The 22209-nt window shown below is 70.4% G+C and carries 21 protein-coding genes; 12 read left to right on the top strand and 9 right to left on the bottom strand.

Features of this window, described 5'->3' with window-relative positions; genetic code table 11:
• Nucleotides 1–117: 117 nt before the first annotated feature.
• Nucleotides 118–546 (bottom strand): SRPBCC domain-containing protein, encoded by a 429-nt coding sequence (locus AB0D12_RS08155; protein ID WP_362678240.1) that lies wholly within the window; start codon nucleotides 544–546, stop codon nucleotides 118–120.
• On the bottom strand, nucleotides 531–1181 hold the full coding sequence (locus AB0D12_RS08150) for a CGNR zinc finger domain-containing protein (RefSeq protein ID WP_362678238.1): 651 nt from the start codon (nucleotides 1179–1181) through the stop codon (nucleotides 531–533). The genes AB0D12_RS08155 and AB0D12_RS08150 overlap by 16 nt, the downstream gene beginning before the upstream one ends.
• On the opposite strand from AB0D12_RS08150, the gene AB0D12_RS08145 reads away from it, so the two are divergent.
• Nucleotides 1180–1629: a VOC family protein gene (locus AB0D12_RS08145; protein WP_362678236.1), complete on the top strand. Its 450-nt coding sequence runs from the start codon at nucleotides 1180–1182 to the stop codon at nucleotides 1627–1629. The genes AB0D12_RS08150 and AB0D12_RS08145 overlap by 2 nt on opposite strands.
• 34 nt (nucleotides 1630–1663) lie before the next feature.
• Here AB0D12_RS08145 and AB0D12_RS08140 read toward each other — a convergent pair whose 3' ends face one another.
• Nucleotides 1664–1900 (bottom strand): hypothetical protein, encoded by a 237-nt coding sequence (locus AB0D12_RS08140; RefSeq protein ID WP_362678234.1) that lies wholly within the window; start codon nucleotides 1898–1900, stop codon nucleotides 1664–1666.
• A gap of 267 nt (nucleotides 1901–2167) precedes the next feature.
• Here AB0D12_RS08140 and AB0D12_RS08135 point away from each other — a divergent pair, with 267 nt between their 5' ends.
• Nucleotides 2168–3490: a M28 family metallopeptidase gene (locus AB0D12_RS08135; protein WP_362678232.1), complete on the top strand. Its 1323-nt coding sequence runs from the start codon at nucleotides 2168–2170 to the stop codon at nucleotides 3488–3490.
• 152 nt (nucleotides 3491–3642) lie between these two features.
• Here the strand turns inward: AB0D12_RS08135 and AB0D12_RS08130 are convergent, their stop codons facing one another.
• The 5 genes from AB0D12_RS08130 to AB0D12_RS08110 form a co-directional block, all read right to left on the bottom strand.
• Nucleotides 3643–4521, bottom strand: a complete 879-nt coding sequence (locus AB0D12_RS08130; protein ID WP_327325437.1) for an ABC transporter permease — start codon at nucleotides 4519–4521, stop codon at nucleotides 3643–3645.
• Nucleotides 4508–5446 carry an ABC transporter ATP-binding protein gene (locus AB0D12_RS08125; protein WP_362678230.1) on the bottom strand — a complete coding sequence of 313 codons (939 nt, stop codon included), beginning with the start codon at nucleotides 5444–5446 and terminating at the stop codon, nucleotides 4508–4510. The genes AB0D12_RS08130 and AB0D12_RS08125 overlap by 14 nt, the downstream gene beginning before the upstream one ends.
• Before the next feature lie 94 nt (nucleotides 5447–5540).
• Nucleotides 5541–6794 (bottom strand): DUF2092 domain-containing protein, encoded by a 1254-nt coding sequence (locus tag AB0D12_RS08120; protein ID WP_362678228.1) that lies wholly within the window; start codon nucleotides 6792–6794, stop codon nucleotides 5541–5543.
• A gap of 174 nt (nucleotides 6795–6968) precedes the next feature.
• Nucleotides 6969–7982, bottom strand: a complete 1014-nt coding sequence (locus tag AB0D12_RS08115) for a CHRD domain-containing protein (RefSeq protein WP_362678226.1) — start codon at nucleotides 7980–7982, stop codon at nucleotides 6969–6971.
• Nucleotides 7983–8162: 180 nt separating this feature from the next.
• On the bottom strand, nucleotides 8163–9173 hold the full coding sequence (locus tag AB0D12_RS08110) for a polyprenyl synthetase family protein (RefSeq protein ID WP_362678224.1): 1011 nt from the start codon (nucleotides 9171–9173) through the stop codon (nucleotides 8163–8165).
• Between the two features lie 179 nt (nucleotides 9174–9352).
• Here AB0D12_RS08110 and AB0D12_RS08105 point away from each other — a divergent pair, with 179 nt between their 5' ends.
• The 9 genes from AB0D12_RS08105 (at nucleotide 9353) to AB0D12_RS08065 (ending at nucleotide 20561) form a co-directional block, all read left to right on the top strand.
• Entirely contained in the window at nucleotides 9353–11371 is a 2019-nt protein-coding gene (locus tag AB0D12_RS08105) for a CocE/NonD family hydrolase (RefSeq protein ID WP_362678222.1), read from the top strand.
• Between the two features lie 84 nt (nucleotides 11372–11455).
• Nucleotides 11456–12685: a fumarylacetoacetase gene (gene fahA, locus AB0D12_RS08100; protein WP_362678220.1), complete on the top strand. Its 1230-nt coding sequence runs from the start codon at nucleotides 11456–11458 to the stop codon at nucleotides 12683–12685.
• Nucleotides 12685–13383 carry a GPP34 family phosphoprotein gene (locus AB0D12_RS08095; RefSeq protein ID WP_362678218.1) on the top strand — a complete coding sequence of 233 codons (699 nt, stop codon included), beginning with the start codon at nucleotides 12685–12687 and terminating at the stop codon, nucleotides 13381–13383. Before fahA ends, AB0D12_RS08095 begins: the two co-directional genes overlap by 1 nt.
• Before the next feature lie 129 nt (nucleotides 13384–13512).
• The gene (locus AB0D12_RS08090; RefSeq protein ID WP_362678216.1) at nucleotides 13513–14283 is read left to right on the top strand and encodes a GntR family transcriptional regulator; all 771 of its coding nucleotides are present in this window, start codon (nucleotides 13513–13515) and stop codon (nucleotides 14281–14283) included.
• Between the two features lie 33 nt (nucleotides 14284–14316).
• The gene (locus tag AB0D12_RS08085; RefSeq protein WP_266533934.1) at nucleotides 14317–14544 is read left to right on the top strand and encodes a ferredoxin family protein; all 228 of its coding nucleotides are present in this window, start codon (nucleotides 14317–14319) and stop codon (nucleotides 14542–14544) included.
• 15 nt (nucleotides 14545–14559) lie between these two features.
• A complete protein-coding gene (locus AB0D12_RS08080) occupies nucleotides 14560–15915 on the top strand; it encodes an ABC transporter substrate-binding protein (RefSeq protein ID WP_362678214.1) in 1356 nt (451 codons plus the stop codon).
• Entirely contained in the window at nucleotides 15912–16871 is a 960-nt protein-coding gene (locus AB0D12_RS08075; RefSeq protein ID WP_362678212.1) for an ABC transporter permease, read from the top strand. The genes AB0D12_RS08080 and AB0D12_RS08075 overlap by 4 nt, the downstream gene beginning before the upstream one ends.
• A gap of 202 nt (nucleotides 16872–17073) precedes the next feature.
• Nucleotides 17074–17856, top strand: a complete 783-nt coding sequence (locus AB0D12_RS08070) for an ABC transporter ATP-binding protein (RefSeq protein ID WP_362678210.1) — start codon at nucleotides 17074–17076, stop codon at nucleotides 17854–17856.
• 11 nt (nucleotides 17857–17867) lie between these two features.
• Nucleotides 17868–20561, top strand: coding sequence for a fumarate reductase/succinate dehydrogenase flavoprotein subunit (locus AB0D12_RS08065; protein ID WP_362678208.1), 2694 nt, complete (start codon nucleotides 17868–17870; stop codon nucleotides 20559–20561).
• Here the strand turns inward: AB0D12_RS08065 and AB0D12_RS08060 are convergent.
• The gene (locus AB0D12_RS08060) at nucleotides 20548–21402 is read right to left on the bottom strand and encodes a hypothetical protein (RefSeq protein ID WP_362678206.1); all 855 of its coding nucleotides are present in this window, start codon (nucleotides 21400–21402) and stop codon (nucleotides 20548–20550) included. The two genes, AB0D12_RS08065 and AB0D12_RS08060, sit on opposite strands and share 14 nt — an antisense overlap.
• Nucleotides 21403–21534: 132 nt before the next feature.
• On the opposite strand from AB0D12_RS08060, the gene AB0D12_RS08055 reads away from it, so the two are divergent.
• On the top strand, nucleotides 21535–22143 hold the full coding sequence (locus tag AB0D12_RS08055) for a Uma2 family endonuclease (protein WP_215094342.1): 609 nt from the start codon (nucleotides 21535–21537) through the stop codon (nucleotides 22141–22143).
• The last annotated feature ends 66 nt before the right edge of the window (nucleotides 22144–22209 follow it).

Below are 22209 nucleotides of genomic sequence, written 5' to 3'. Positions count from 1 at the left end.
TTGGGCGTGACGTAGCAGCGCCCCGGCCCGCAGAACCGCCTGACGCCCGCGGCGTGCGCTACGCGCTCGCACGGGGCGCGTATACCGCGGGAGACGACCGCCGGCAGGCGAACCGCCTCAGACCGCCTCCAGGGCGTCGGTGACCTCGTCCATCACAGCCTTCCAGTGCGCCCGCTGCCGCTCGCGCTCCTCGGCGTCCGCGAGGTGCTCCTGGTGGAAGCGGAGCACTGTCTTTCCCTCCCCGGACGCCTTTCCCTCCCCGGACGCCTTTCCCTCCCCGGACGCCGAGACCGTGACCTGGAGGGTGGTCGTGCCGTACGTCAGCCGGATGCGGTCACCGGACCGGTAGCTGCGCACCTCGCCCGCGATGCCGTCCCCGGTTTCGTACGACTCCCCCTTGCCGGTGGGCAGTTGGGCGCCCTTGCCGAGCCGGCGGGCGACGCCCTCCGGGCTGACGAAGAAGTCCCACACGGTCGACATGGGCAGCGGCAGGGTCCCGGAGACGCCGGTCTCCCAGCCGGCGCCCCGGGTCAGTCCTGTGGGCATCGTTCGTCTCCTTCTGCGAGCTCTGCGTGGCGGACGCGGTGCGCCCGGACCTTGCTGCGATTGCCGCACCGTTCCATCGCGCACCAGCGGCGGCGGCCCGGTCGTGAGGTGTCGACGAAGACCAGATAGCAGTTGTGCGCGCCGCATTCGCGGATGCGGTGCGCGTACGGACCGGTGAAGAGGTCCACGGCATCGCGCGCCACGGCCGACAGCAGCTGGGTGCCGGTGGCTCCGGGCACCCAGTCGCGGCCGCCCCGGTCGGTGATCCGAGGTGCGAGCGGGGTCTGCGCCGAGGCCTCGTTGACCACGGCCAGGTCGGCGGGGCTCAGCGCGCGGCCATGTGCCCGGTCGGCGGTCAGCCGCCACAGGGCATCCCTGAGCACACGGGCAGCCGCCACCTCGTCGGGCGCGACGACCGGCTCAAGCCCGTCCGGCAGCCGGCTCTCACCCGCCCAGCGCACCAGGTCGGCGGGCTCGTGCAGCACCTCGTACCGCGCGAAGCCGCCGGGCCCTCCGGTGGTCAGCAGCTCAAGGCAGAGCGCGCCGGGGTCGAACCGAAAGGTCCGCCCTTCCGGCGTACGCAGGGTCAGTCCTCTTGCAGGCTCGCTCACGTAACCAATATAACTGGTTAGCATGACACTGCACTGGAAGCTCGTCATCGATACGTCCGACCCGCACGCGCAGGCCGACTTCTGGGCCGCGGCCCTCGGCTACGAGCTCGAGGACCACAGCGCCCTCATCGAGCGCCTGCGCGGATCCGGTCAACTGCCGGACGACTCGACGGTCCAGTCGCACGGCCGGGACGCCTTTCGCGATTACGCCGCCGTCCGGCATCCGGACGACCCCTTCGACAAGGACAGCGGGATGGGCCACGGGCGCAGGCTCCTCTTCCAGCGCGTACCGGAGGGGAAGACGACCAAGAACCGGCTCCATCTCGACCTGCACGTCGGCCCCGAGCGGCGCGAGGCGGAGGTCGCACGGCTGGAGGGCCTGGGAGCGACGGTTCTGTACCACGCGGACGAGCCGGTGGGTGTCTGGTCGACCATGGCCGACCCCGAGGGCAATGAGTTCTGCGTGGAGTAGTGGGGCGGTGGGGGCAGTGGGCCGGCGGATCCGCCTACTCCGGTTCCTCCCAGGTGAAGGACTCCAGGCCCCCGCACTCCTCCTCGGCCTCTCTCCGGCGGCGGCGAACGCGCCCTGTGGCCAGCGCAAGAACGCCCACCAGCAGACCCATCGCGCACACGGTGAAGAGCAGCGTGACCACACCGACGCGCAGAGCCTGCCGGACCAGGGCCTCCAGGATGGGGAACGGGTCCATGTGCATATGCATGGGCATCGGTGCGGGCATGGGCATGCACACAGCTTGCGGCCCGACTGCGCCATCCGCTCCTGACCTGCGAGCCTCGTACTCGACCAGCACCGCGGCATTGACCATTCCGCGATCCGTCCAGTCCGATATACGAACGCGACTGTCCGGTTTCCGCCCTTGACGGTGAGTCAAACTCTCGCTGAACTTTCAGCACGCACTGCGCACCAACAGCTCCAACGCCCTGGGACCCGCCGTCCCAGGGCGTCTCGCACGTTCCGTCCCGCCCCCGTACGGAATCCGGAGCCCCCACACATGAACCTCTTCGTCCCGAGACGCACGGCCGCTGCCGCCGCGCTCGCCCTCGCCGGGCTGCTCGTCAGCACCGCGCCCGCAGCGACCGCGTCCCCGGCAGCCGCGACCCCGGCGCCCGCGCTCGCCGCCCCCGACATACCGCTCGCCAACGTCAAGGCGCATCTCACCCAGCTCCAGTCGATAGCCACCGCCAACGGCGGCAACCGTGCGCACGGCCGGGCCGGTTACAAGGCGTCCATCGACTATGTGAAGGCCAAGCTGGACGCGGCCGGATTCACCACGTCCCTCCAGCAGTTCACCTCCAGCGGCGCGACCGGCTACAACCTGATCGCCGACTGGCCGGGCGGTGACGCCAACCAGATTCTGATGGCCGGCTCGCACCTCGACTCGGTCAGCGCGGGCGCCGGGATCAACGACAACGGCTCCGGCTCGGCGGCCATCCTGGAGACCGCGCTCGCCGTCTCCCGCGCCCAGTTCAAGCCGGAGAAGCATTTGCGCTTCGGCTGGTGGGGTGCCGAGGAGCTGGGTCTGGTCGGGTCGAAGTACTACGTCAACAACCTCCCCGCCGCGGAGCGTTCGAAGATCTCCGGCTATCTGAACTTCGACATGATCGGCTCGCCGAACCCCGGTTACTTCGTGTACGACGACGACCCGACGATCGAGAAGACCTTCAAGGACTACTTCGCGGGGCTCAGCATCCCGACCGAGATCGAGACCGAGGGCGACGGCCGCTCCGACCACGCGCCGTTCAAGAACGCGGGCGTCCCCGTCGGCGGCCTGTTCACCGGCGCCGACTACACCAAGACGGCGGCCCAGGCCCAGAAGTGGGGCGGCACGGCCGGCCAGGCCTTCGACCGCTGCTACCACTCCTCCTGCGACACCTCGTCGAACATCGACGACACCGCGCTCGACCGCAACAGCGATGCGATCGCGCACGCGATCTGGACACTGTCCGCCGGGACGACCACACCGCCGGGTGACGTGTACGAGACCACGACGGACGTCGCGATCCCGGACAACGGCGCGGCTGTCACCTCGACGGTCAACGTCACGGGCCGTACGGGCAACGCCCCGGCCACCCTCAAGGTGGGCGTGGACATCATCCACACCTGGCGCGGAGACCTGGTCGTCGACCTGGTCGCCCCGGACGGAACGGTGTACAACCTGAAGCCGTTCAGCTCCTCCGACTCGGCGGACAACGTCCAGGCGACATACACGGTCAACGCCTCCTCCGAGGTCGCCAGCGGCGCCTGGAAGCTGCGGGTCCAGGACAAGGCGGCGCAGGACACCGGCTACATCAACAGCTTCAAGCTCACCTTCTGAGAGGTCCCACGACCGCCACCCCCCACAGGCTGCATGCGTGTGCAATCACTGCGCACGCATGCAGTCATCTTTGGAGTACGCGCACGGGTCAGGTGGCGAGCGACACGGACGCGGCCGCCCGGGCCAAGGAGTTCTTCATCCGGCGAGGTTCTTCACGCGGTGATGTCCTTCGCCGTGAAGCGCGCCCACGCCGCCGACCCGAACACCGCCGCGTACACCCCTTGCAGACCGAGGTTCTTCAGCACCTCGTCCCAGTAGACCGGCTCCCGCATCAGGTCCGCGAACGACAGCCAGTAGTGCGGGAAGAGGTACGGATGGATTCCGTGCAGCTGCGGAATCGTGTCCAGGATCTGCACCGTGATCAGCAGTCCGACCGTCGTCGCCATCGCCGCGATGCCACTGCCGGTGAGCGTCGAGATGAAGAGACCGAGCGCCGCGAGCCCGCTCAGCGACGCGGCGACGACGGCCGCGACCAGCGCGGCGCGCAGCAGTCCGTCGCCGAAGGAGATCCGGGTGCCGGAAATGGTCGTGACATCGCCGAGCGGGAAGAGCAGCGAGCCGACGGCGAGCGCGGACACCGCCACGACCAGGGTCGCCACCAGGCAGAAGGCGCAGGCGGTGGCGTACTTGGCGAGCAGCAGCCGGCTGCGTCCGGCCGGGGCGACCAGCAGATAGCGCAGGGTGCCGGAGTTCGCCTCGCCCGCGATCGCATCACCCGCGACGACGCCGATCGCCATCGGGAGGAAGACCGGCAGGGTCGCGGCGAGCGCGGCGAAGACCAGGAACAGGCCATTGTTGGTGATCTGGGTGATGAAAGCGGGGCCGCCACCCCTGCCGTCGCCGACCGGCCCGCCGCCGCTCGTCTCGACCCTGATGGCGATGCCGATCAGTACGGGTACGGCGGCCAGCACTCCCAGCAGCGCGAGCGTGCGCCAGCGGCGGAACGTGATGGTCAGCTCAGAGCGGAAGAGGCCGAACGTCCACAGCGGGCTGCTCGTCCTTTCGCGTACGAGAGTGTCAGCCTGCGACATCGAAGCCCTCTCCGGTCAGCGCGACAAAGGCGTCCTCGAGCGAGGCCCGCTCGATGCCGAAGCCTCGTACCCGTACGCCGCCCTGCACCAGCGCGGCGTTGATCTCCGCCAGCTCGATTTCCTTGGCCGGCAGTTCGCCCGTCACCCGGTCACCGGTCACGGCCAGATCGGCGACCCCCAGCTCCTTGAGGAGCCGGGCGGCGTCGGCGGGGTCGGGGGTGGTGATGGCCAGCCGCCCGCGCGTGCCCGCCGCGAGATCGGCGACCGGGCCCTGGGTGAGAAGCCGGCCCTGGGCCATCACCGCGGCATGCGTGCAGACCTGCTCGATCTCGTCGAGCAGATGGGACGAGAGAAAGACCGTGGTGCCGTCGGCCGCCAGCTCCCGTACCAGGGAACGGATCTCCCGCATGCCCTGCGGATCGAGACCGTTCGTCGGTTCGTCGAGCACCAGCAGTTTCCGCGGCTGCAGCAGCGCGGCGGCCAGCCCCAGCCGCTGCTTCATCCCGAGCGAGTACGCCTTGGCCTTCTTGCCCGCGGCCTGCGTCAGCCCGACCCGGTCCAGCGCGGCGGCGACACGGGTGCGCCGCGTTCGGGGATCGGCGCACGGATCGGCGGAGTCGTAGCGCAGCAGATTGTCGCGGCCGCTCAGGAACCCGTACAGCGCGGGCCCTTCGATCAGCGCCCCCACCTGCGGAAGTACGGTGCGGACGGCGCGCGGCATGGGCAGACCGAGGACCGTGGCGCTGCCTGCGGTCGGCTCGATGAGCCCCATCAGCATCCGGATCGTGGTGGTCTTGCCGGAGCCGTTGGGGCCGAGGAACCCGAAGACGCTGCCGCCGGGCACGCTGAGATCGAGCCGCTCGACGGCCAACTCCCCGCCCCGGTAACGCTTGGTGAGCCCATGCGTCTCGATGACGGCTGTCATTCCGGTCCCCCGTTCACTCGGTCAGCGGTCCGCCCCACCGTACGGAGCGTACGGCGGGGCGGACGGTAAGCGCGTCGTCATGCCTGACCTGGTGTTACTTTGTCTCGTTCGCGGCCTTCACGAGCGCGTCCTGGGTCACGGCGCCGACGTAGACCGTGCCGTCGTCCGTCATCAGGGCATTGACCAGGCGGGTCTTGAAGACCGTGCCCGAGCCGAACTTCCCGTGGACCTGGTCGCCCAGCGCGTCCAGGAACTTCTTGGCCTCCGGCGGCACATCGCCGTCCTTCTTCGGCGGGGTGATGCCCTCGCCGCCCGGCGCCTCGATCTTGGCGATGGCGTTCCAGCCCTTGCCGATGACGTTCAGCCCCTGGAAGTCCTCCAGGCCCATGAAGTCCTCGTGGTTCCTGGCTCCCTTGTCCTGCTTCAGCTCGTCGGCCTCCGTCACCTTCGCGCCCTTGGGCGGGGTGAAGTTGAAGGTCGACGCGTCCGGCTCGGAGAAGTCGACCTTGGTGAAGCCGACGTCGATCGCGGCCTTGCCACCACTGCTGGGGGTGAGCGTGAACTTCAGCGGCACGCCGTTCTTGGCGTCCACCGCGACCTTGATCGAGCCGATCGTCGAGCCGCTCTGCTTGGGCTTGATGACCAGCTGGTACGCATCGCGGCCGGCCACCTGCGCCGTACCGCCGACGGTCACCGAGGTGGTGTCGCCCGCGGCCTTGAGCGCCTCTTCGGCGAACTGCTTGGGCGTGCTCGGGAGGTCCTTCGGCAGGGCCTTGTGCTCCTTGCCGGAGCCCTTCCTGCCGGAGCTGTCGCCCTTGCCGTCGTCCTTGGCGTGGAATGCCTCGTTCGAGGCGCTGTCGTAAGCCCAGACCTCGTCGCCGTTGTGGATCAGGCTGTACTCGGCGCTGTCCTCCAGGATCGACACCTTCGCCTTGTCGGGGCCGTCGGCCGCGACCCGCAGGGTGTGTGAGCCGGAGGCCAGCTCCATCAGCTTGCCCTCGGGAGCGGCGGACGAGCCCGACCCGTCCGGCTCCCCGCCCTTGGGGCCGAGGGAGCCGCCGCCCAGGCCCGCCAGGCCGCCGAGCGACGGGATGCCGAGGTCGGTGTTGATCTTCACCGTGCCGGAGAGCTGCTGGGTGTCCGACGCGGCCATCTTCTCGATGAGTTTCTGCGCGCTGATCTTCGGCAGATCGGGGTCACCGGAGGCAGCGAGCGCCGGGACGAGCCCGATGGTCGCCGCCGCCACCCCGACCACCGCGACCGGGACGATGTAGCGCGCTGCCTTGCGGCGGCTCGCTGCGAGGTCCTGGGCCTCTTCGGTGGTCTGTGCGCTGTCGTTCGGTGCCATGGTGTGCCCTACCTCCGTGGTTGGTCAGGCGTGGTGTATTCATCTGACCAAACCGGGCCTGCAGAAGCGTCAGACCGCGGGAGCAACTTGGCCTACTGCTCTGGGATGACAGTAGAGGCGCGGCGCCTCCCCCAACCAGTGGGGGAAGCGCCGTAAGCCCTGTTGCAGGACCGGTTACTTCTGAATGAAGACGTAGTCCGCCCCGTAGGGGACGCCCACGATCGCTCCCTGCTCGCAGCTGCCGGCCGGGGCGACGCCGCCCACGGTGTTCAGCCGGAAGATCTCCTGGGTGTTCGCCAACAGCCCCCGCTTCTTGCCGGACTGGGTGGCCTGGAGGTCCAGCTCGGCGATGTTCTTGTCGCCGTTCGGTGTCTTACTGATCAGCTTGCCGGTGACGGCGCTGTGGTCCTGTGCGATCCACTGCGGCGTGCCGGAGTTGGGGGCGATGAAGGAGTGGGCGATGTGCCCGCCGAGGACGGCACGCACATCACGCTGCTGGAAGGAGAGCTTGCCGTCGTCGCCCTTCTTGCACTCGTAGATCTGCTTGCCCTTGACGACGGAGGCCTGCACGTTGTCGAGCGCCTTGTCGAAGGCGAAGGAGTTGGTCACCTTGTGGAACTGGCCGCGGACCGCGCCGCCCGGGAACTCGGTGGTGTGCAGATTGGCGTAGAAACCGCTCGGGTCTGTCTTGAAGGCGTCGAGCACGGCCTTGTCCGTGACCTTGACCGTGCCGGTGACCGCGCCGGTCCAGCCCTTGCTCCTGGTCTTGCCCTTGCTCAGCAGGCCGGTGAAGTCGATCTTGATGCCGCCGTTGGTGCCCTTCACGCCCTGGTGGATGTGGAGGGCGGTCGGCTTGTCGGTGCCGCGAAACTTCACGGCGACGGACACCTTGTCCCCCTTGACCTTCACGAACTCCAGCGCGGCACCGTCGCGGTCACCGACGGCGGGCCCGCCCTGGACCGGCACCTCGCTCGCGCCGTTCAGGCTCGCCACGAAGAGGGCGGCGCCGCGGTCGGAGCGGCTGCCGGCGCCGCTCTGTACGGCGATGCCCACGCTGCTGTCCGCGTGGCCCGAGTGCCCGGCGGCGGAGCTGTTGCCGGCGGCGAAGGCCGGCAGGACGGTGAGGGCGACGCCGGCCGCGGCGGCGACGGCGGTGGTACCGATAAGGATGGTCGCGTTCCGCTTCATTACGAAATCTCCCCGTACACGATGCCAACGCCCACTGCGTCAGCTTCTGGGCATGAGTACGGAGTGGATCCTAGGTTAGACTCAATCCAACTATGTGACCCGCGTCACAGATCGCGAGAGGGCGTGCGTACACCCGGCAGGAGGGTGTACGGGAGGTGTCGTACAGGCAAACGGACGGGGTCAGCCCGCGCGGTGGACCACCGCGTCGCACAGCTCTTCCAGAGCGGCCCTGGCGTAGCACTCGGGCAGCGGAGCGAGCATCGCCCTCGCCTCCTCCGCGTACCGCACGGTGTCCCGCCTGGCCTGCTCGAGGGCCGGATGGGCGCGCAGCAGCCGCAGCGCCTCGGCGTGCCGGTCGTCGTCCGTCAGATCCCCGTCGAGCAGCGCGACGAGCTCCAGGTCCTCGGGCCGCTCGTGCGCCGCCGCCCGTGCACGCAAATGCAGCACGGGCAGGGTCGGGATGCCCTCACGCAGATCCGTGCCGGGCGTCTTGCCCGACTCGTGCGAGTCGCTGGCGATGTCGAGTACGTCGTCGGCGAGCTGGAAGGCCACGCCGAGCCGCTCCCCGTACTGGGTGAGGATGTCCACGACACCCTCGTCGGCACCCGACATCATCGCGCCGAACCGCCCCGAGACCGCGATCAGCGAGCCCGTCTTGCCCCCGATGACATCGAGGTAGTGCTCGGCCGGGTCGCGGCCGTCGCGCGGCCCCGCGGTCTCCAGGATCTGGCCGGTGACCAGGCGCTCGAAGGCCTCCGCCTGGATGCGTACGGCCTCCGGGCCCAGGTCGGCCAGTATGTGCGAGGCCCTCGCGAACAAGAAGTCGCCCGTCAGCACGGCGACGGAGTTGCCCCAGCGCACGTTGGCACTGTCCACACCGCGCCTGACCTCGGCCTCGTCCATCACATCGTCGTGGTACAGCGTCGCGAGATGGGTCAGCTCGACAACCACGGCCGAGGGCACGACACCCGGCGCGTGCGGATCACCGAACTGGGCGGCGAGCATCACCAGCAGCGGCCGGAAGCGCTTGCCCCCGGCGCGTACGAGGTGCTGTGCGGCCTCCGTGATGAAGGGAACCTCGCTCTTGGTGGCATCGAGGAGCCCCGCCTCGACAGCCGCCAATCCGGTCTGGACATCGGCCTCAAGAGCCTGGTCCCGCACGCTCAGCCCGAACGGCCCGACGACGGTCACGAGGGGATCTCCTGTCTGCTGACGATCAAACGGATTGTCGATGTGTCGCTGGATTCACTCAAGTCAGCGTATCCGGTCGCGTTTCGATCACCGTGGGCGCCTTCCCGCCTCCCCCGGTATGTTCAGGATCAGCTCATACACCCATGAGTGGGCCTTTTGTACTGAACCGAGGTCCTGCCATGCGCATCCGTACCGAGTTCCCGTACGACACCGGCCATGAGGATGTCCGTATCCCGCTCCCGGACGGGACGAAGCTGTATGCGCGCGTCTGGCGGCCGCTCACCGACGAGCCCGTACCGGCACTCCTCGAATATCTGCCGCACCGGCTCAGCGACGGGACCGCGCCGCGCGACCACCAGCGTCATCCCTGGTACGCGGGCCACGGCTACGCCTCGGTACGGGTCGACATCCGCGGACACGGCAACAGCGAGGGCATGCCGGGCGACGCCTACGACACGACCGAGCCGGCCGACGGGGTCGCCGTCGTCAACTGGCTGGCCCGGCAGCCCTGGTGCACCGGCCGGGTCGGCATGTTCGGAATCGGCTGGGGCGGCCGCAACGCGCTCCGGATCGCGGCGCTCGCGCCCGAGCCGCTGAAGGCGGTCGTCACGGTCTGCTCGGCGGACGACGGGTACGACAACGACATGCACTACATGGGCGGTTCGGTGCTCGCCGCCGGCATGCACGCCTGGTCCGCCACCCTGCTCGCCTCCGTCGCCCGTCCGCCCGACCCGCTCTTCGTCGGCGACGAGTGGCGCGAGATGTGGCTGAAGCGACTGGAAGCCGTCGAACCCCGCATCCACACCTGGCTCGCCCACCAGATCCGCGACGACTACTGGAAGCAGGGCAGCGTCCGCGAGGACTGCTCGGCGATCGACGCGGCGGTGCTGGCGGTGGGCGGCTGGCACGACCCGTACCGGGACACGGTGCTGCGACTGGTGGAGCATCTTCCGCCCGATCGTGTACGAGGGCTGATCGGCCCGTGGTCGCACCAGTACCCGGACCGGGGGCGGCCGCCCGGGCCCGCGATCGGCTTTCTGCAGGAGACCCTGCGCTGGTGGGACCACCACCTCAAAGGCCTCGAGAACGACATCATGGCCGAACCCCTGCTGCGCTCCTGGATCAGCGAGTCGCATCCGCCCGCGACGACGTACGCCGAGCTGCCGGGCCACTGGGTCGGCGACAACGCCTGGCCCTCGCCGCACATCACCACCGTCCCGTACGCGCTCCAGGGCGCGCCGGTGATCGTCGACTCGCCGCTCCACACCGGCCTGGACGCCGGCCGCTTCCTGCCCTCCGGGAACGACGCCGACCTGCCGCCCGACCAGCGCGACGAGGACGCCGGCTCGGCCTGCTTCGAGTTCCCGGTCACCGGCGACCCGATCGAGATCCTCGGCCGCCCCCGGGTGACCCTGCGGCTGCGCCTGGACGTGCCCTACGGTCAGGCGATCGCCCGGCTCTGCGACGTCGCCCCGGACGGCTCCTCCACCCTGGTGACCCGCGGCGTCCTCAACCTCTCCGCCCGCCACGGCCGCGAACGCGCCAACGCCTGGCCACCCGGCACGACGGAGGACGTCACCTTCGAGCTCAACGCCATCGGCCAGTCCTTTCCGCCGGGCCACCGCATCCGGCTCGCCGTCTCCTCCGCGTACTGGCCCTGGATCTGGCCGCAGACCGGCTCGGCCGGCTTCACACTCGACCCGGCGGGCTCCCGCCTCGAACTGCCCGTACGCGAGACCGGTGAGAACACCGAGACCCGTGAGGACACAGCGGACAAGATCACCTTCGAGGAGCCCGAACAGTCCGAACCGCTCGGCGTCAGCGTCCCGGCGACCTTCGACGAGCAGCGCCCGGAGCGGCTGGTGATCCGGAATGTCGCGAAGGGCGAATGGCGTCTCGAGGTCGACCCGCGCCACGGCGGCACCCGCGTCCATCCGGACGGTCTCGAATTCACCGAGGACACCCTGGAGACGTACACGATCCAGGAGAACGACCCGCACTCCGCGCACACCCGCTCCGACTGGACGGTCCGGCTGCACCGGCCGGAGCTGGCCTGGGACGTCCGGATCGAGACGCGCTCCGAAATCAGCTGCGACGCGGCCGACTTCATCACCTCGAACGAGGTGGTGTGCAAGGACGGCCGCGAGATCGTCTTCCACCGCACCTGGGAGAAGCGCATCCCGCGCACGGCGGGCTGACAGGGTCGGGCGGGCGACCTGCCGCCGCAGGGCAACGTCCACGTAACGTGTCACTCACACCCGTGGAAAGCGAGGCAAGCACCGATGCCCGAGCAGAGCCCGCTCGATCTGGCCGAAGGCGATCCCTTCGGCCCGCACAACCTCCCGTACGGCGTCTTCACCACCGCCGACGAGCCCGACCGCCGACGGCTCGGCATCCGCATCGGCGACCAGGTGCTCGACGCGGGAGCGGCGGCGCACGCCCTCGGCTCCCCCTACGCTGCCCTGCTGGCGCAGCCGAGCCTCAATCCGCTGCTCGCCGCGGGCCGCACCGCCTGGCGCGATGTACGCCGCGCGCTCACCGCCTGGGTCACGGTGCCCGCCCACCGGCCGGACATCGAGCCGCTCCTCCACCCGCTCGGCTCGGTCACGCTGCACCTCCCGTACGACGTCGCGGACTATGTCGACTTCTACGCGAGCGAGCACCACGCCACCAACGTCGGCAAGATCTTCCGGCCGGACGGGGACGCGCTGACGCCCAACTGGAAGCATCTGCCGATCGGTTACCACGGCCGCTCCGGCACCGTCGTCGTCTCCGGCACGGACGTGGTACGCCCCTCCGGCCAGCGCAAGACCCCCGCCGACGCCGCGCCGCTCTTCGGCCCGTCCGTGAAGCTCGACATCGAGGCCGAGGTGGCCTTCCTCGTCGGCACCCCCTCCGAGCTGGGCAGGCCGGTCGCACTCGGCGACTTCCGCGACCATGTCTTCGGGCTCTCGCTCCTCAACGACTGGTCGGCGCGCGACATCCAGGCCTGGGAGTACGTCCCGCTCGGCCCGTTCCTCGGGAAGTCCTTCGCCACGTCCGTATCCGCCTGGGTCACCCCGCTCGAGGCCCTGGACGCGGCCAGGGCCGCCGCGCCCGCCAGGGACTTCGATCTGCTCCCCTATCTCGACGACTCCGCCGAGGAGGAGCCGGGCGGCTTCGACCTGCGCATCACGGTGGCGATCAACGGGCATGTGGTCGCCGAGCCGCCGTTCGCCACGATGTACTGGACGGCCGCCCAGCAGCTGGCACATATGACGGTCAACGGCGCCTCGCTCCGTACGGGAGACCTCTTCGGCTCCGGCACGGTCAGCGGTCCCGAGGTCCAACAGCGCGGCTCGCTGCTCGAGCTCACCTGGAACGGCCGGGACGCCCTCGAACTGCCCGAGGGCAAGCGGACCTTCCTGGAGGACGGCGATGTGGTGACCATGACCGCCTGGGCACCGGGCCCGGACGGCGTACGGGTGGGCCTGGGCGAAGTGACCGGCCGGGTCGTACCGAGCGCCGGGTAATGACCGAACTCACCCTGCCCGAGGAGTTGTTGCTGCTTGCCCTGGACCCGGTGACGGGCCGCCGGCACTGCGGTCGGCGCTATCTGCAGTACGGGCTGGCCGGCGCCGCCCTGGCCGAGCTCGAGCTCCAGGGCAGGGTCGCCGAGGCACACGGCCGGGTGACGGTGGTCAATCCACTGCCGCCGCAGGACCGGCTGTCGGCGCAGATCCTGGCGAGCCTCCCGGCCCCGGGCAAGAGCCGGTTCGGTGACGGCGTACGGGCCCGGCCCTGGGTCAGGCGCACCGGGCGGGAAGTCGAAGAGCTGTGCCTGCACCAACTGGTGGGGCGCGGTGCGCTGCGGGTGGAGAGGCGCCGCTTTCTGGGGCTCTTCCCGTACCACCGCTACCCCGCGGCGGCCGAGGACTGGTCGGCGCGGGCGCGGGGGCGCTACGCCGAGTCGATGACAGTCGGCTTCCCGGACCGTCGCAGCCGGCTGCTGGCTGCCTTCACCTCGGCGATCGGTCTTGCCGGGGTGCTGTATCCGGGATTCGGGTCCTGGCGGGAGCGGGGCCAGCTGCGGGTTCTCGTACGGGAGGAGTGGGCGCCGTACGCGGTGCATCGCGCCGTACAGCAGGACAAGCAGTCGAGCAGTAGTGGCAGCTTCGGGGACGGGGGCGGCGCCGTCGACGGCGGTGGGGACGGCGGCGGAGGCGACTGACGCCCCCGGGGTGGCAGATCTTTCCACCACCTCCACAAACATGCAGGTCAAAGCGGTGTGATCCACGCCCTGAGTGGCGCAACACTCTGGCAACACCACCGACAACACAGCGTCGGTATGGTCCATCGCATGCCAGCCGAACGTATCCGCGAGCACACCGTGCCGGTCGCCGCCGCCCGACGGCGTCGGCTGCGCGCGGACCAGGCGCGGCAGCTCGCCGACCTGCTGCGCCACCAGGCGCGCACCGGCGGCTTCCCCGGTGGCGTGCTGCCGCTCGAAGGCGCGATCGGCGACGACTACCGCGTGTCCCGCAACACCGTCAGGCAGGCGCTGGACCTGCTGCGTACGGAGGGGCTGGTCGAACGGCAGCCGGGCGTCGGCACGGTCGTGGTGTCCGAGAAGTACTCGCACGGCCTCGACCGGCTGCAGGGCCTCGCCGAAACCCTGCACGAACACGGCGACGTCACCAACGAAGTCCGTACGGTCGGTCCGGTCGCCGCGCCCGCACCCGTGGCCCGGCGGCTCGGCCTCGCGGAGCACACCGACGTGCTCTACATCGAACGGCTGCGCCGGCTGAACGGCCTGCCGCTCTCCCTCGACCTCACCTACATCCCGATGGACATCGGCACCGGTCTGCTCGGCTGCGACCTGGAGCACACCGATGTGTTCCGGCTGCTCGAGACGCTCACCGGGCAGCCGCTCGGCACGGCCGAGATCACCCTGGAGGCCGTCAACGCCGACGCGCACTCCGCCGCCGTACTCGAAGCCCCGCGCGGCGCGGCCGTACTCATGCTGGAACGGCTCACCCATCTCTCCGACGGCCGGCCCGTGGACCTGGAGTTCATCCGCTTCCGCGGCGACCGCATCACCATGAGCGGGCTGCTCCACCGCTCCCTCTGACCTTCACCCCGTACCCCTCTCCTGGAGACAGCCATGCCTCTGGCACCCCAGCGCGCCGACGTGCCCGTGACCATCGACGAGTCGAAGTGCATCGACGGCTGCACGCTCTGCGTCGACATGTGCCCGCTCGACTCCCTCGCGATCAACCCGGACAGCGGCAAGGCCTTTATGCACGTGGACGAGTGCTGGTACTGCGGCCCGTGCGCGGCCCGGTGTCCCACGGACGCGGTCACCGTCAACATGCCCTATCTGCTTCGCTGAGAGGTACGAACTCCCATGCCACGCAAGCCAGTTGCTCTCCTCGCCGCCGCCCTGCTGCTGCCGCTCACCGGCTGCGGCGGCTCCGCGGAGGCGGGCGACGGCTCGACCGTCACCGTCACGGTCGGCTACCAGTCCAAGACCATCAACACCGTCACGGCCGGCACGCTGCTGCGCTCGCTCGGCTACTTCGAGCGGGAGCTCGCCGCACGCGGCAAGCGTGACGGCGTCACCTACAAGGTGAAGTGGCAGGACTACGCCACGGGCGCGCCGATCACCGCGCAGATGACCGCCGGAAAGATCGACATCGGTTCGATGGGCGACTTCCCGCTGCTCATCAACGCGGCCCGCGGCAAACAGCTGAACCGGCCGACGCGGCTGGTCTCGGTCACCGGCTACAACCTGCGCGGCGGCCTCAACACGGTGGTGACGGCACCGGATTCGAAGGTGGCGTCGCTGAAGGATCTGCACGGCAAGAAGGTGTCGACAAGTGTCGGTTCGGCGGCCGACGGCACGCTCGTACGGGCGCTGCAGCGGGCGGACATCGACCCGGAGAAGGACATCCGCAAGCTCAACCAGCAGCCGGCGGTGGGCGCCTCCGCACTGCAGGCGGGCAGCGTGGACGCGCTCTCGCAGTTCGTGGCGTGGCCGGGGCTGCTGGCGTTCCAGGGCCGGGCGAAGGCGCTGTACGACGGGGCGGAGCTGAACCTGCCGACCTTCCACGGCGTCACTGCGCGCGAGGACTTCGCGAAGAAGCGGCCCGCGGTGCTCGAGGACTTCCTGCGGGCGCAGGCCGACGCGACGGAGTATCTGCGTGCGCAGCCGGTGGCGGCCGCGGAGTCGGTGGCCAAGGCGACCGGGCTGCCGCCCGAGGTGGTCTACCTCTACAACGGCGCCAACGGCATCGCCACCTTCGACCCGACGCTCAAGCCGCGGCTGGTGGACGCCCTGAAGAAGGACGTGCCGGTGCTGAAGTCGGCGAAGCTGGTGGGCGACGTGGATGTGGACGCGTTCGTCGACGACCAGTATGTGAAGCGGGCGTACGGCGACAGCTATGCGAAGGCGCTCACCGCCACGTCCGCTGCCGCGAGGAGTGAGGTGTGGTTGACGGGCAAGACCGTCACTCAGCCCTTCAACTCCCCTGCGGAGCTGCTGCGTTATGTCTCCGCTCATCGGGACGCGGTGCGGGCGGCGTATGTCCCCGACGCCACCACCGGAACGCTCTGGTTCGCCGACAAGGCGGTGTGGGTGGCGGACGGCACGACACTGCGGCCCTTCGTCGCGCCGTCCACGGCCGCCGCGTTTGTCGCGGGGCACCCGGGCGCCCGTACCGTCCCGTACGCCGATGCACTGAAGCAGGCGTCGGCGTCATGACCGCCGCCTGGCCCCGGTACGCCCTGCGCGCCCTCTCGCTCGCCGGCGCGCTCGGCCTGTGGCAGCTGCTGACCGCGTTCGACGTGAATATATGGCTGCGTTTCGAGCAGTTCCCGACGGTCCTGGACGTCGCGCGAGAGTTCGGGGAACGGATCGGCAGCGGCCCGTACTGGCAGGACCTGACCGACAGCCTCACCCGTATCGTCACGGGCTTCGCACTGGCGGCGGTCGCGGGAGTAACGGTCGGTACGGCGATCGCCCGCTCCCGCCTCGCCTCCGACCTGCTCGGCCCGGTCCTGGAGGTGCTGCGCCCCATCCCGGCGATCGCCCTGGTCCCGGTGGCGATCCTGCTCTTCCCCAGCAATGAGCAAGGCATCGTCTTCATCACCTTCACCGCGGCCTTCTTCCCGGTCATGGTCTCCACCCGCCATGCGGTACGCGCCCTGACCCCGGTCTGGGAGGAGGCGGTCCTCACGATGGGCGGCGGCCGCTGGCGGGTACTGGGCTCGGTGGTCCTGCCGGGCGCGCTGCCGGGGATCCTCGGGGGTCTTTCGGTGGGCATCGGTGTCTCGTGGATCTGTGTGATCTCGGCGGAGATGATCTCCGGGGAGTACGGGGTGGGGTACCGGACCTGGCAGGACTACACGGTGGTCGACTACCCGGGCGTGTTCGTCGGCATGGCGACGATCGGCGTCCTGGGCTGGCTGACGTCGACGGCGGTGGAGCTGGCGGGGCGCCGGGTGACGCGGTGGCTCCCGCGCACGGAGCACGGGCCCACGGCCCGGCGGACCCGGGGAATTTCCCCCACCCCGCCCCTTCCCGTAAGTGGGGCCAAGCCCCCAGGCCCCCGAACGCCCTACGGTCGTGTCCTCAATCGCCGGACGGGCTTGATTTCCGCCGGTCGGCCTGAGGGTTCAGACCGACCGGCGGCAAATTCAAGCCCCGCCGACGATTGAGGCGCGGGGTGTTCCGGGCGAAGCCCCGAAATTCAGCCCCGCCGGCGTTTGAGCCGCGGGGTCCGGGGCGGGGCCCTGAAATTCAGCCCCGCCGGCGATTGAGGCGCGGGGTCCGGGGCGGAGCCCCGTCGCCCGCCGCAGGCGCCCCCACCCGCACCCGCATCCCACTCCGCACGCACGCACGCACAAGGAGGCGTAACCCATGACCACCCCCTCCCACACGCTCTCCCCCGCCACCAAAACCCCACCCCGCGGCGCCCGTCTCACCCTCTCCCGCGCAGCCCTCGGCCGCCCCGGAGCCACCGTCCTCGACAGGCTGGATCTCGACATCGCGCCCGGGGAGATCCTCACCGTCGTCGGGCCCTCCGGGTGCGGCAAGTCGACCCTCCTGCGCACCCTCGCCGGGCTGCTGGCCGTGCTGGACGGCGAGGTCGCACAGGACGGCGAGCCCATCACCGCCCCCCGCGCCGAACGGGCCCTGGTCTTCCAGGACGACGCGCTGCTGCCCTGGCGCACCGTCCGGGCCAATGTCGAACTGCCCCTCGCGATCAAAGGCGTTCCGCGTGCCGAGCGTCGCTGTCGCGCCGAGGCATGGCTGGAGCGCGTCGGGCTCGACGGGCACGGGCCCAAGCTCCCGCACCGGATGTCCGGCGGGCAGCGGCAGCGCGTACAGCTCGCCCGCGCCCTCGCCTCCGAGCCCCGCGCCGTCCTCATGGACGAGCCCTTCGGCGCGCTCGACGCACAGACCCGGGCCGGGATGCAGCAGCTGCTCGTCGACGTGCTGCGCGGCACCGGCGCCACCGTCGTCTTCGTCACGCACGACGTGGACGAGGCGCTCTTCCTCGGCGACCGCGTCGCGCTCCTCGGCACCGGCCGTGTCCTCGACGTACCGAAGCCGCGCGAACGCGCCGCGCACTCCGACCCCGCCACCGTCGCCCTGCGCCGCGAGGTCCTCGAATCCCTCGGCAGTATCACCACCGACTGAAAGGCACGACCGTGCAGATTCCCGCTCTCTCCGACGCCGAGGAGCTCACCTGCGACGTCCTCGTCATCGGCGGCGGCACGGCCGGCACCATGGCGGCGCTCACCGCGGCCGAGCACGGCGCAGACGTCCTCCTCCTGGAGAAGGCACACGTACGCCACTCCGGAGCCCTCGCCATGGGCATGGACGGCGTCAACAACGCCGTGATCCCCGGCCGCGCCGAACCCGACGACTACGTCGCCGAGATCACCCGCGCCAACGACGGCATCGTCGACCAGTCAACCGTCCGCCAGACGGCGACCCGCGGCTTCGGCATGGTCCAGCGGCTCGAGTCGTACGGCGTGAAGTTCGAGAAGGACGAACACGGCGAGTACGCGGTGCGCCAGGTGCACCGCTCCGGCTCGTACGTACTGCCCATGCCCGAGGGCAAGGACGTCAAAAAGGTCCTCTACCGGCAATTGCGCCGCCGCGAGATGCGCGAACGCATCCGGATCGAGAACCGGGTGATGCCGGTACGGGTCCTCACCGCCGAAGGAAAAGCCGTCGGAGCCGCCGGCTTCAACACCCGTACGGGCGAGTTCGTGAAGGTACGGGCGGGCGCGGTGATTCTCGCCACCGGCGCCTGCGGCCGCCTCGGACTCCCCGCCTCCGGCTATCTCTACGGCACATACGAGAACCCCACCAACGCCGGTGACGGCTACGCCATGGCGTACCACGCGGGCGCCGAGCTCACCGGCATCGAGTGCTTCCAGATCAACCCGTTGATCAAGGACTACAACGGCCCGGCCTGCGCCTACGTCGCCAACCCCTTCGGCGGCTACCAGGTCAACCGGCACGGCGAGCGCTTCGTCGACTCCGACTACTGGTCGGGCCAGATGATGGCCGAGTTCGCGAACGAACTCGCCTCCGACCGCGGCCCGGTCTACCTCAAGCTCAGCCACCTTCCCGAGGAGTCCATCAGCGCGCTGGAAGGCATCCTGCACTCCACCGAGCGCCCCACCCGCGGCACCTTCCATGCGAACCGCGGCCACGACTACCGCACCCACGACGTCGAGATGCACATCTCGGAGATCGGCCTGTGCGGCGGCCACTCGGCCTCGGGCGTACGCGTCGACGACCACGCCCGCACCACCGTGCCCGGTCTGTACGCCGCCGGTGATCTGGCCTGCGTCCCGCACAACTACATGATCGGCGCCTTCGTCTTCGGCGATCTGGCGGGCGCCGACGCGTCCCAGTACCGGGCGTACGAGGGCGAGTTGTCCACCGACCAGCTGCGCGACGCCCACGAACTGATCTACCGGCCCCTCCGCAACCCGGAAGGGCCGCCCCAACCCCAGGTCGAGTACAAACTCCGCCGTTTCGTGAACGACTACGTCGCTCCGCCCAAGTCCGGCGCCCGGCTGTCCCTCGCCGTGGACCACTTCGAGCGGATGCGCGGTGAGATCGCGGAGATGGGCGCGGAGACCGCGCACGAGCTGATGCGCTGCGCCGAGGTCACCTTCATCCGCGACTGCGCCGAGATGGCGGCCCGCTCCTCCCTCGCCCGTACGGAGTCCCGCTGGGGTCTCTACCACGAGCGTACGGACCATCCGCAGCGCGACGACAAGGACTGGCTGCACCACCTGGACCTGCGCAAATCCCCGTCCGGGGCGATGGAGTTCACGGCGCGACCGGTCGCTCCCTATCTCGTCCCCGTCGAGGAGTACGCCCCCACCGGCGGCGCGTCCCGCCACCTCGGCGAGGTCCACGCGGAACAGGTCGCCACGGCGGGCCCTCGGGACATCGCGCCGGTCGGCTCCGGCGTCCGCGCCACGGTCCGGCAGGACGCCACCGCCGCTTCCCACTCCCCCCGCATCCTGGAACTGCTCTCCCTCGCCGACGAGGAGCCCTCGCTGGCCGAGTTGAGGCCCTACCTGTCCGACGCCGACCCGGCGGTCCGGGCGGCCGCTGTCGCCGCACTCACCGAGACCGTCCCGCCCGGCACCGGCCCGGCGCTCGCCGCAACCCTCGCGGATGCGGATCCCGGCGTCCGCACCGCGGCCGCGGCGTCCCTGCGCGAGCTGGTCGAAGTCCTGCCCCCGGAAGCCGAGTTGTCCCGAAGTCTCACCGAGGCGCTCGGCAACGACGATCCTCGGGTCCGGGCCGCCGCACTCGATGTGCTGCGCGCGCTGCGCCTGGGCGACGCCGCCGCCTACGCCCGTACGCTCGACGACCCGGACATCGAGGTCCGCATCGAGGCCGTACGCGCTCTGGTCTCGGTCGACGCCCTCGATGTCGTCGCCCGCGCCACCGCCGACCCGGCCCGCGAGGTCCGCGTCACCGTGGCGCGCAGCCTGGACGACCCGGAGGCCCTGGAGCCCCTGGTCCACGACCCGGACATCCTGGTCCGCGCGGCGGCACTCGCCGCGCTCTCCACCGCCGGCTGCCCCGCCCCGTACGCCGCCGCGGCCGTCACCGCGCTGGCCCATCCGTCCTGGCAGGTCCGCGCGGGAGCCGCCACCGCTCTGGGCGGCGCGGATCCCGAACTCGCCGTGCCCGCCCTGGCCAAGGCCCTCGGCGACACGAACGCCGACGTCCGGAAGCAGGCGGTGCTGGCCCTGCTCAGGCACTCCGCCCACGAGGACGCCCGCGCCGCGCTCGCCACCGCGGTCACCGACCCGGACGCGGACGTCCGCGCCTACGCTTCTCGGGCGGCTACCCCGGCCTGAGCGGCGGGAGCCCCATCGCATTGGGGAAGGGAACCCCGCCCGCCTCGACGATCCGCCGCGCGATCGGACGCAGACACGCGACGAGCCGGCCCGTCCCGTCCGGTCCGAGCACATCGGCGACGGGCCGGGCCAGCCGGTCCGTGGCCGCCTCTATCGCATCCCGCTCAAGACGGCCCGCGTCGGTGAGAGTGCCGTCCTCGGCCAGCACCCCACGCTCACGGAGGCGGGCGAGCGCGGCCTCCCACTCGGCCTCGCTCCAGCCACGGTTGAGCCGCTGCTCGGGCGGGGCGAGCCCCAGCGCCACCGTGATCACATTGGCCTCGCAGCCGTCCACCCCGGCGGTCACCAGGGCGGCGACATGACCGTCACCGCGGAATTCCCGCAGCGCTGTGGCGGCCCACCACAGCGCCAGATGGGGCTGCTCGGGCACGGGCAGCGCGGCGTGCGCAGCGAACAGGACCCGCCCGGCGGCGGGCAGGGACTCGACCGCCCGGCATGCGAGATCCGCGGCTTCGGCCACCTGCGGACTGTCCGCGAGTTCCCCGAGCAGTCGGCGCAGAGACCGGTCGGCCACGTCGAGCCGGGCGGCCAGGACCGTCTCGGGCGGGCAGCGGCGCCAGGCATCGGGGAGAGCACGGGCGACCCGGGCCGGTGCAAAGTTGTAGAAGGCGGCGGTCACCACCTCCGGCGGCACCGCGCCGAGCGCGGCCGCGCGGGAGGCGAAGTACCCCATCCAGAAGCCCTTGAGCCCCGACCCGGCGTCGGTATAGACGGGCCCCGTCTCGGGCGCGAAGTAGACGGGCGCGTGTGCGCATTCCAGCAACTGCCAGATGTCGTCCATGGTCGCCGACGCTAGCCGACGCACAGGGCGCGTCAACGGCATGTGATTCGTTCACACGTGCGTGGGGGCCTTGTCCCGTTCCCTCCGGATACGCTGATCAGACCCGCGAGACTCCGTCCCATGGGAGCACTGATGAGCGTCGAACCCCAGGCCTCGAAGCCCAGCTGGCCCGTGCCGCCCGTGGGTGGCTGGACGGCCGACGACCTGGACCGGCTTCCGAACCTGCCTCCGCACACGGAGCTGATCGACGGGAGCCTCGTCTTCGTGAGTCCGCAAACCGTCTTCCACATGCGCGCGGTCAGCTTCTTCGAGTGGCAGCTGCAGTCGGTCGTTCCGGAGGACCTTGAGGTCTGCCGGGAATTCACCATCGACATCGACCGGCAGAACAGGCCGGAGCCCGATGTGTTCGTAGTGCGCGGAGAGGCCATCGAGGAATCGGACCAGACCCGGTTCCCGGCCGAGTCCGTCATGCTGGCCATCGAGGTAGTCTCCACCGACTCCGTGACCCGGGATCGCGAGACGAAGCCGGTGAAGTACGCACGGGCCAAGATCCCGCACTACTGGCGGGTGGAGGACAACGAGGGCCAGGCCGTCGTCTACGTCTTCGAGCTGGAGCCGACCACGGGCGCGTACACCAGCACCGGCATCTTCCACGACCGGATGAAGGTCTCCGTCCCCTTCCCCGTCGACCTCGACCTCACTCAGATCAAGCCCCGTCGAAACAGGGCCGCCGAAGAGTAGCCGGTCGGTCCCGTGCGAAGGCCTCGCACGTCACCGAGACGACGGGGCGTGTCGTGAACGACTGTC

The organism is Streptomyces sp. NPDC048479 (assembly GCF_040651435.1).
GTDB lineage: Bacteria > Actinomycetota > Actinomycetes > Streptomycetales > Streptomycetaceae > Streptomyces.
Note: the sequence above shows the minus strand (reverse complement) of the source record. Positions and strands in the feature narration are given on the sequence as shown.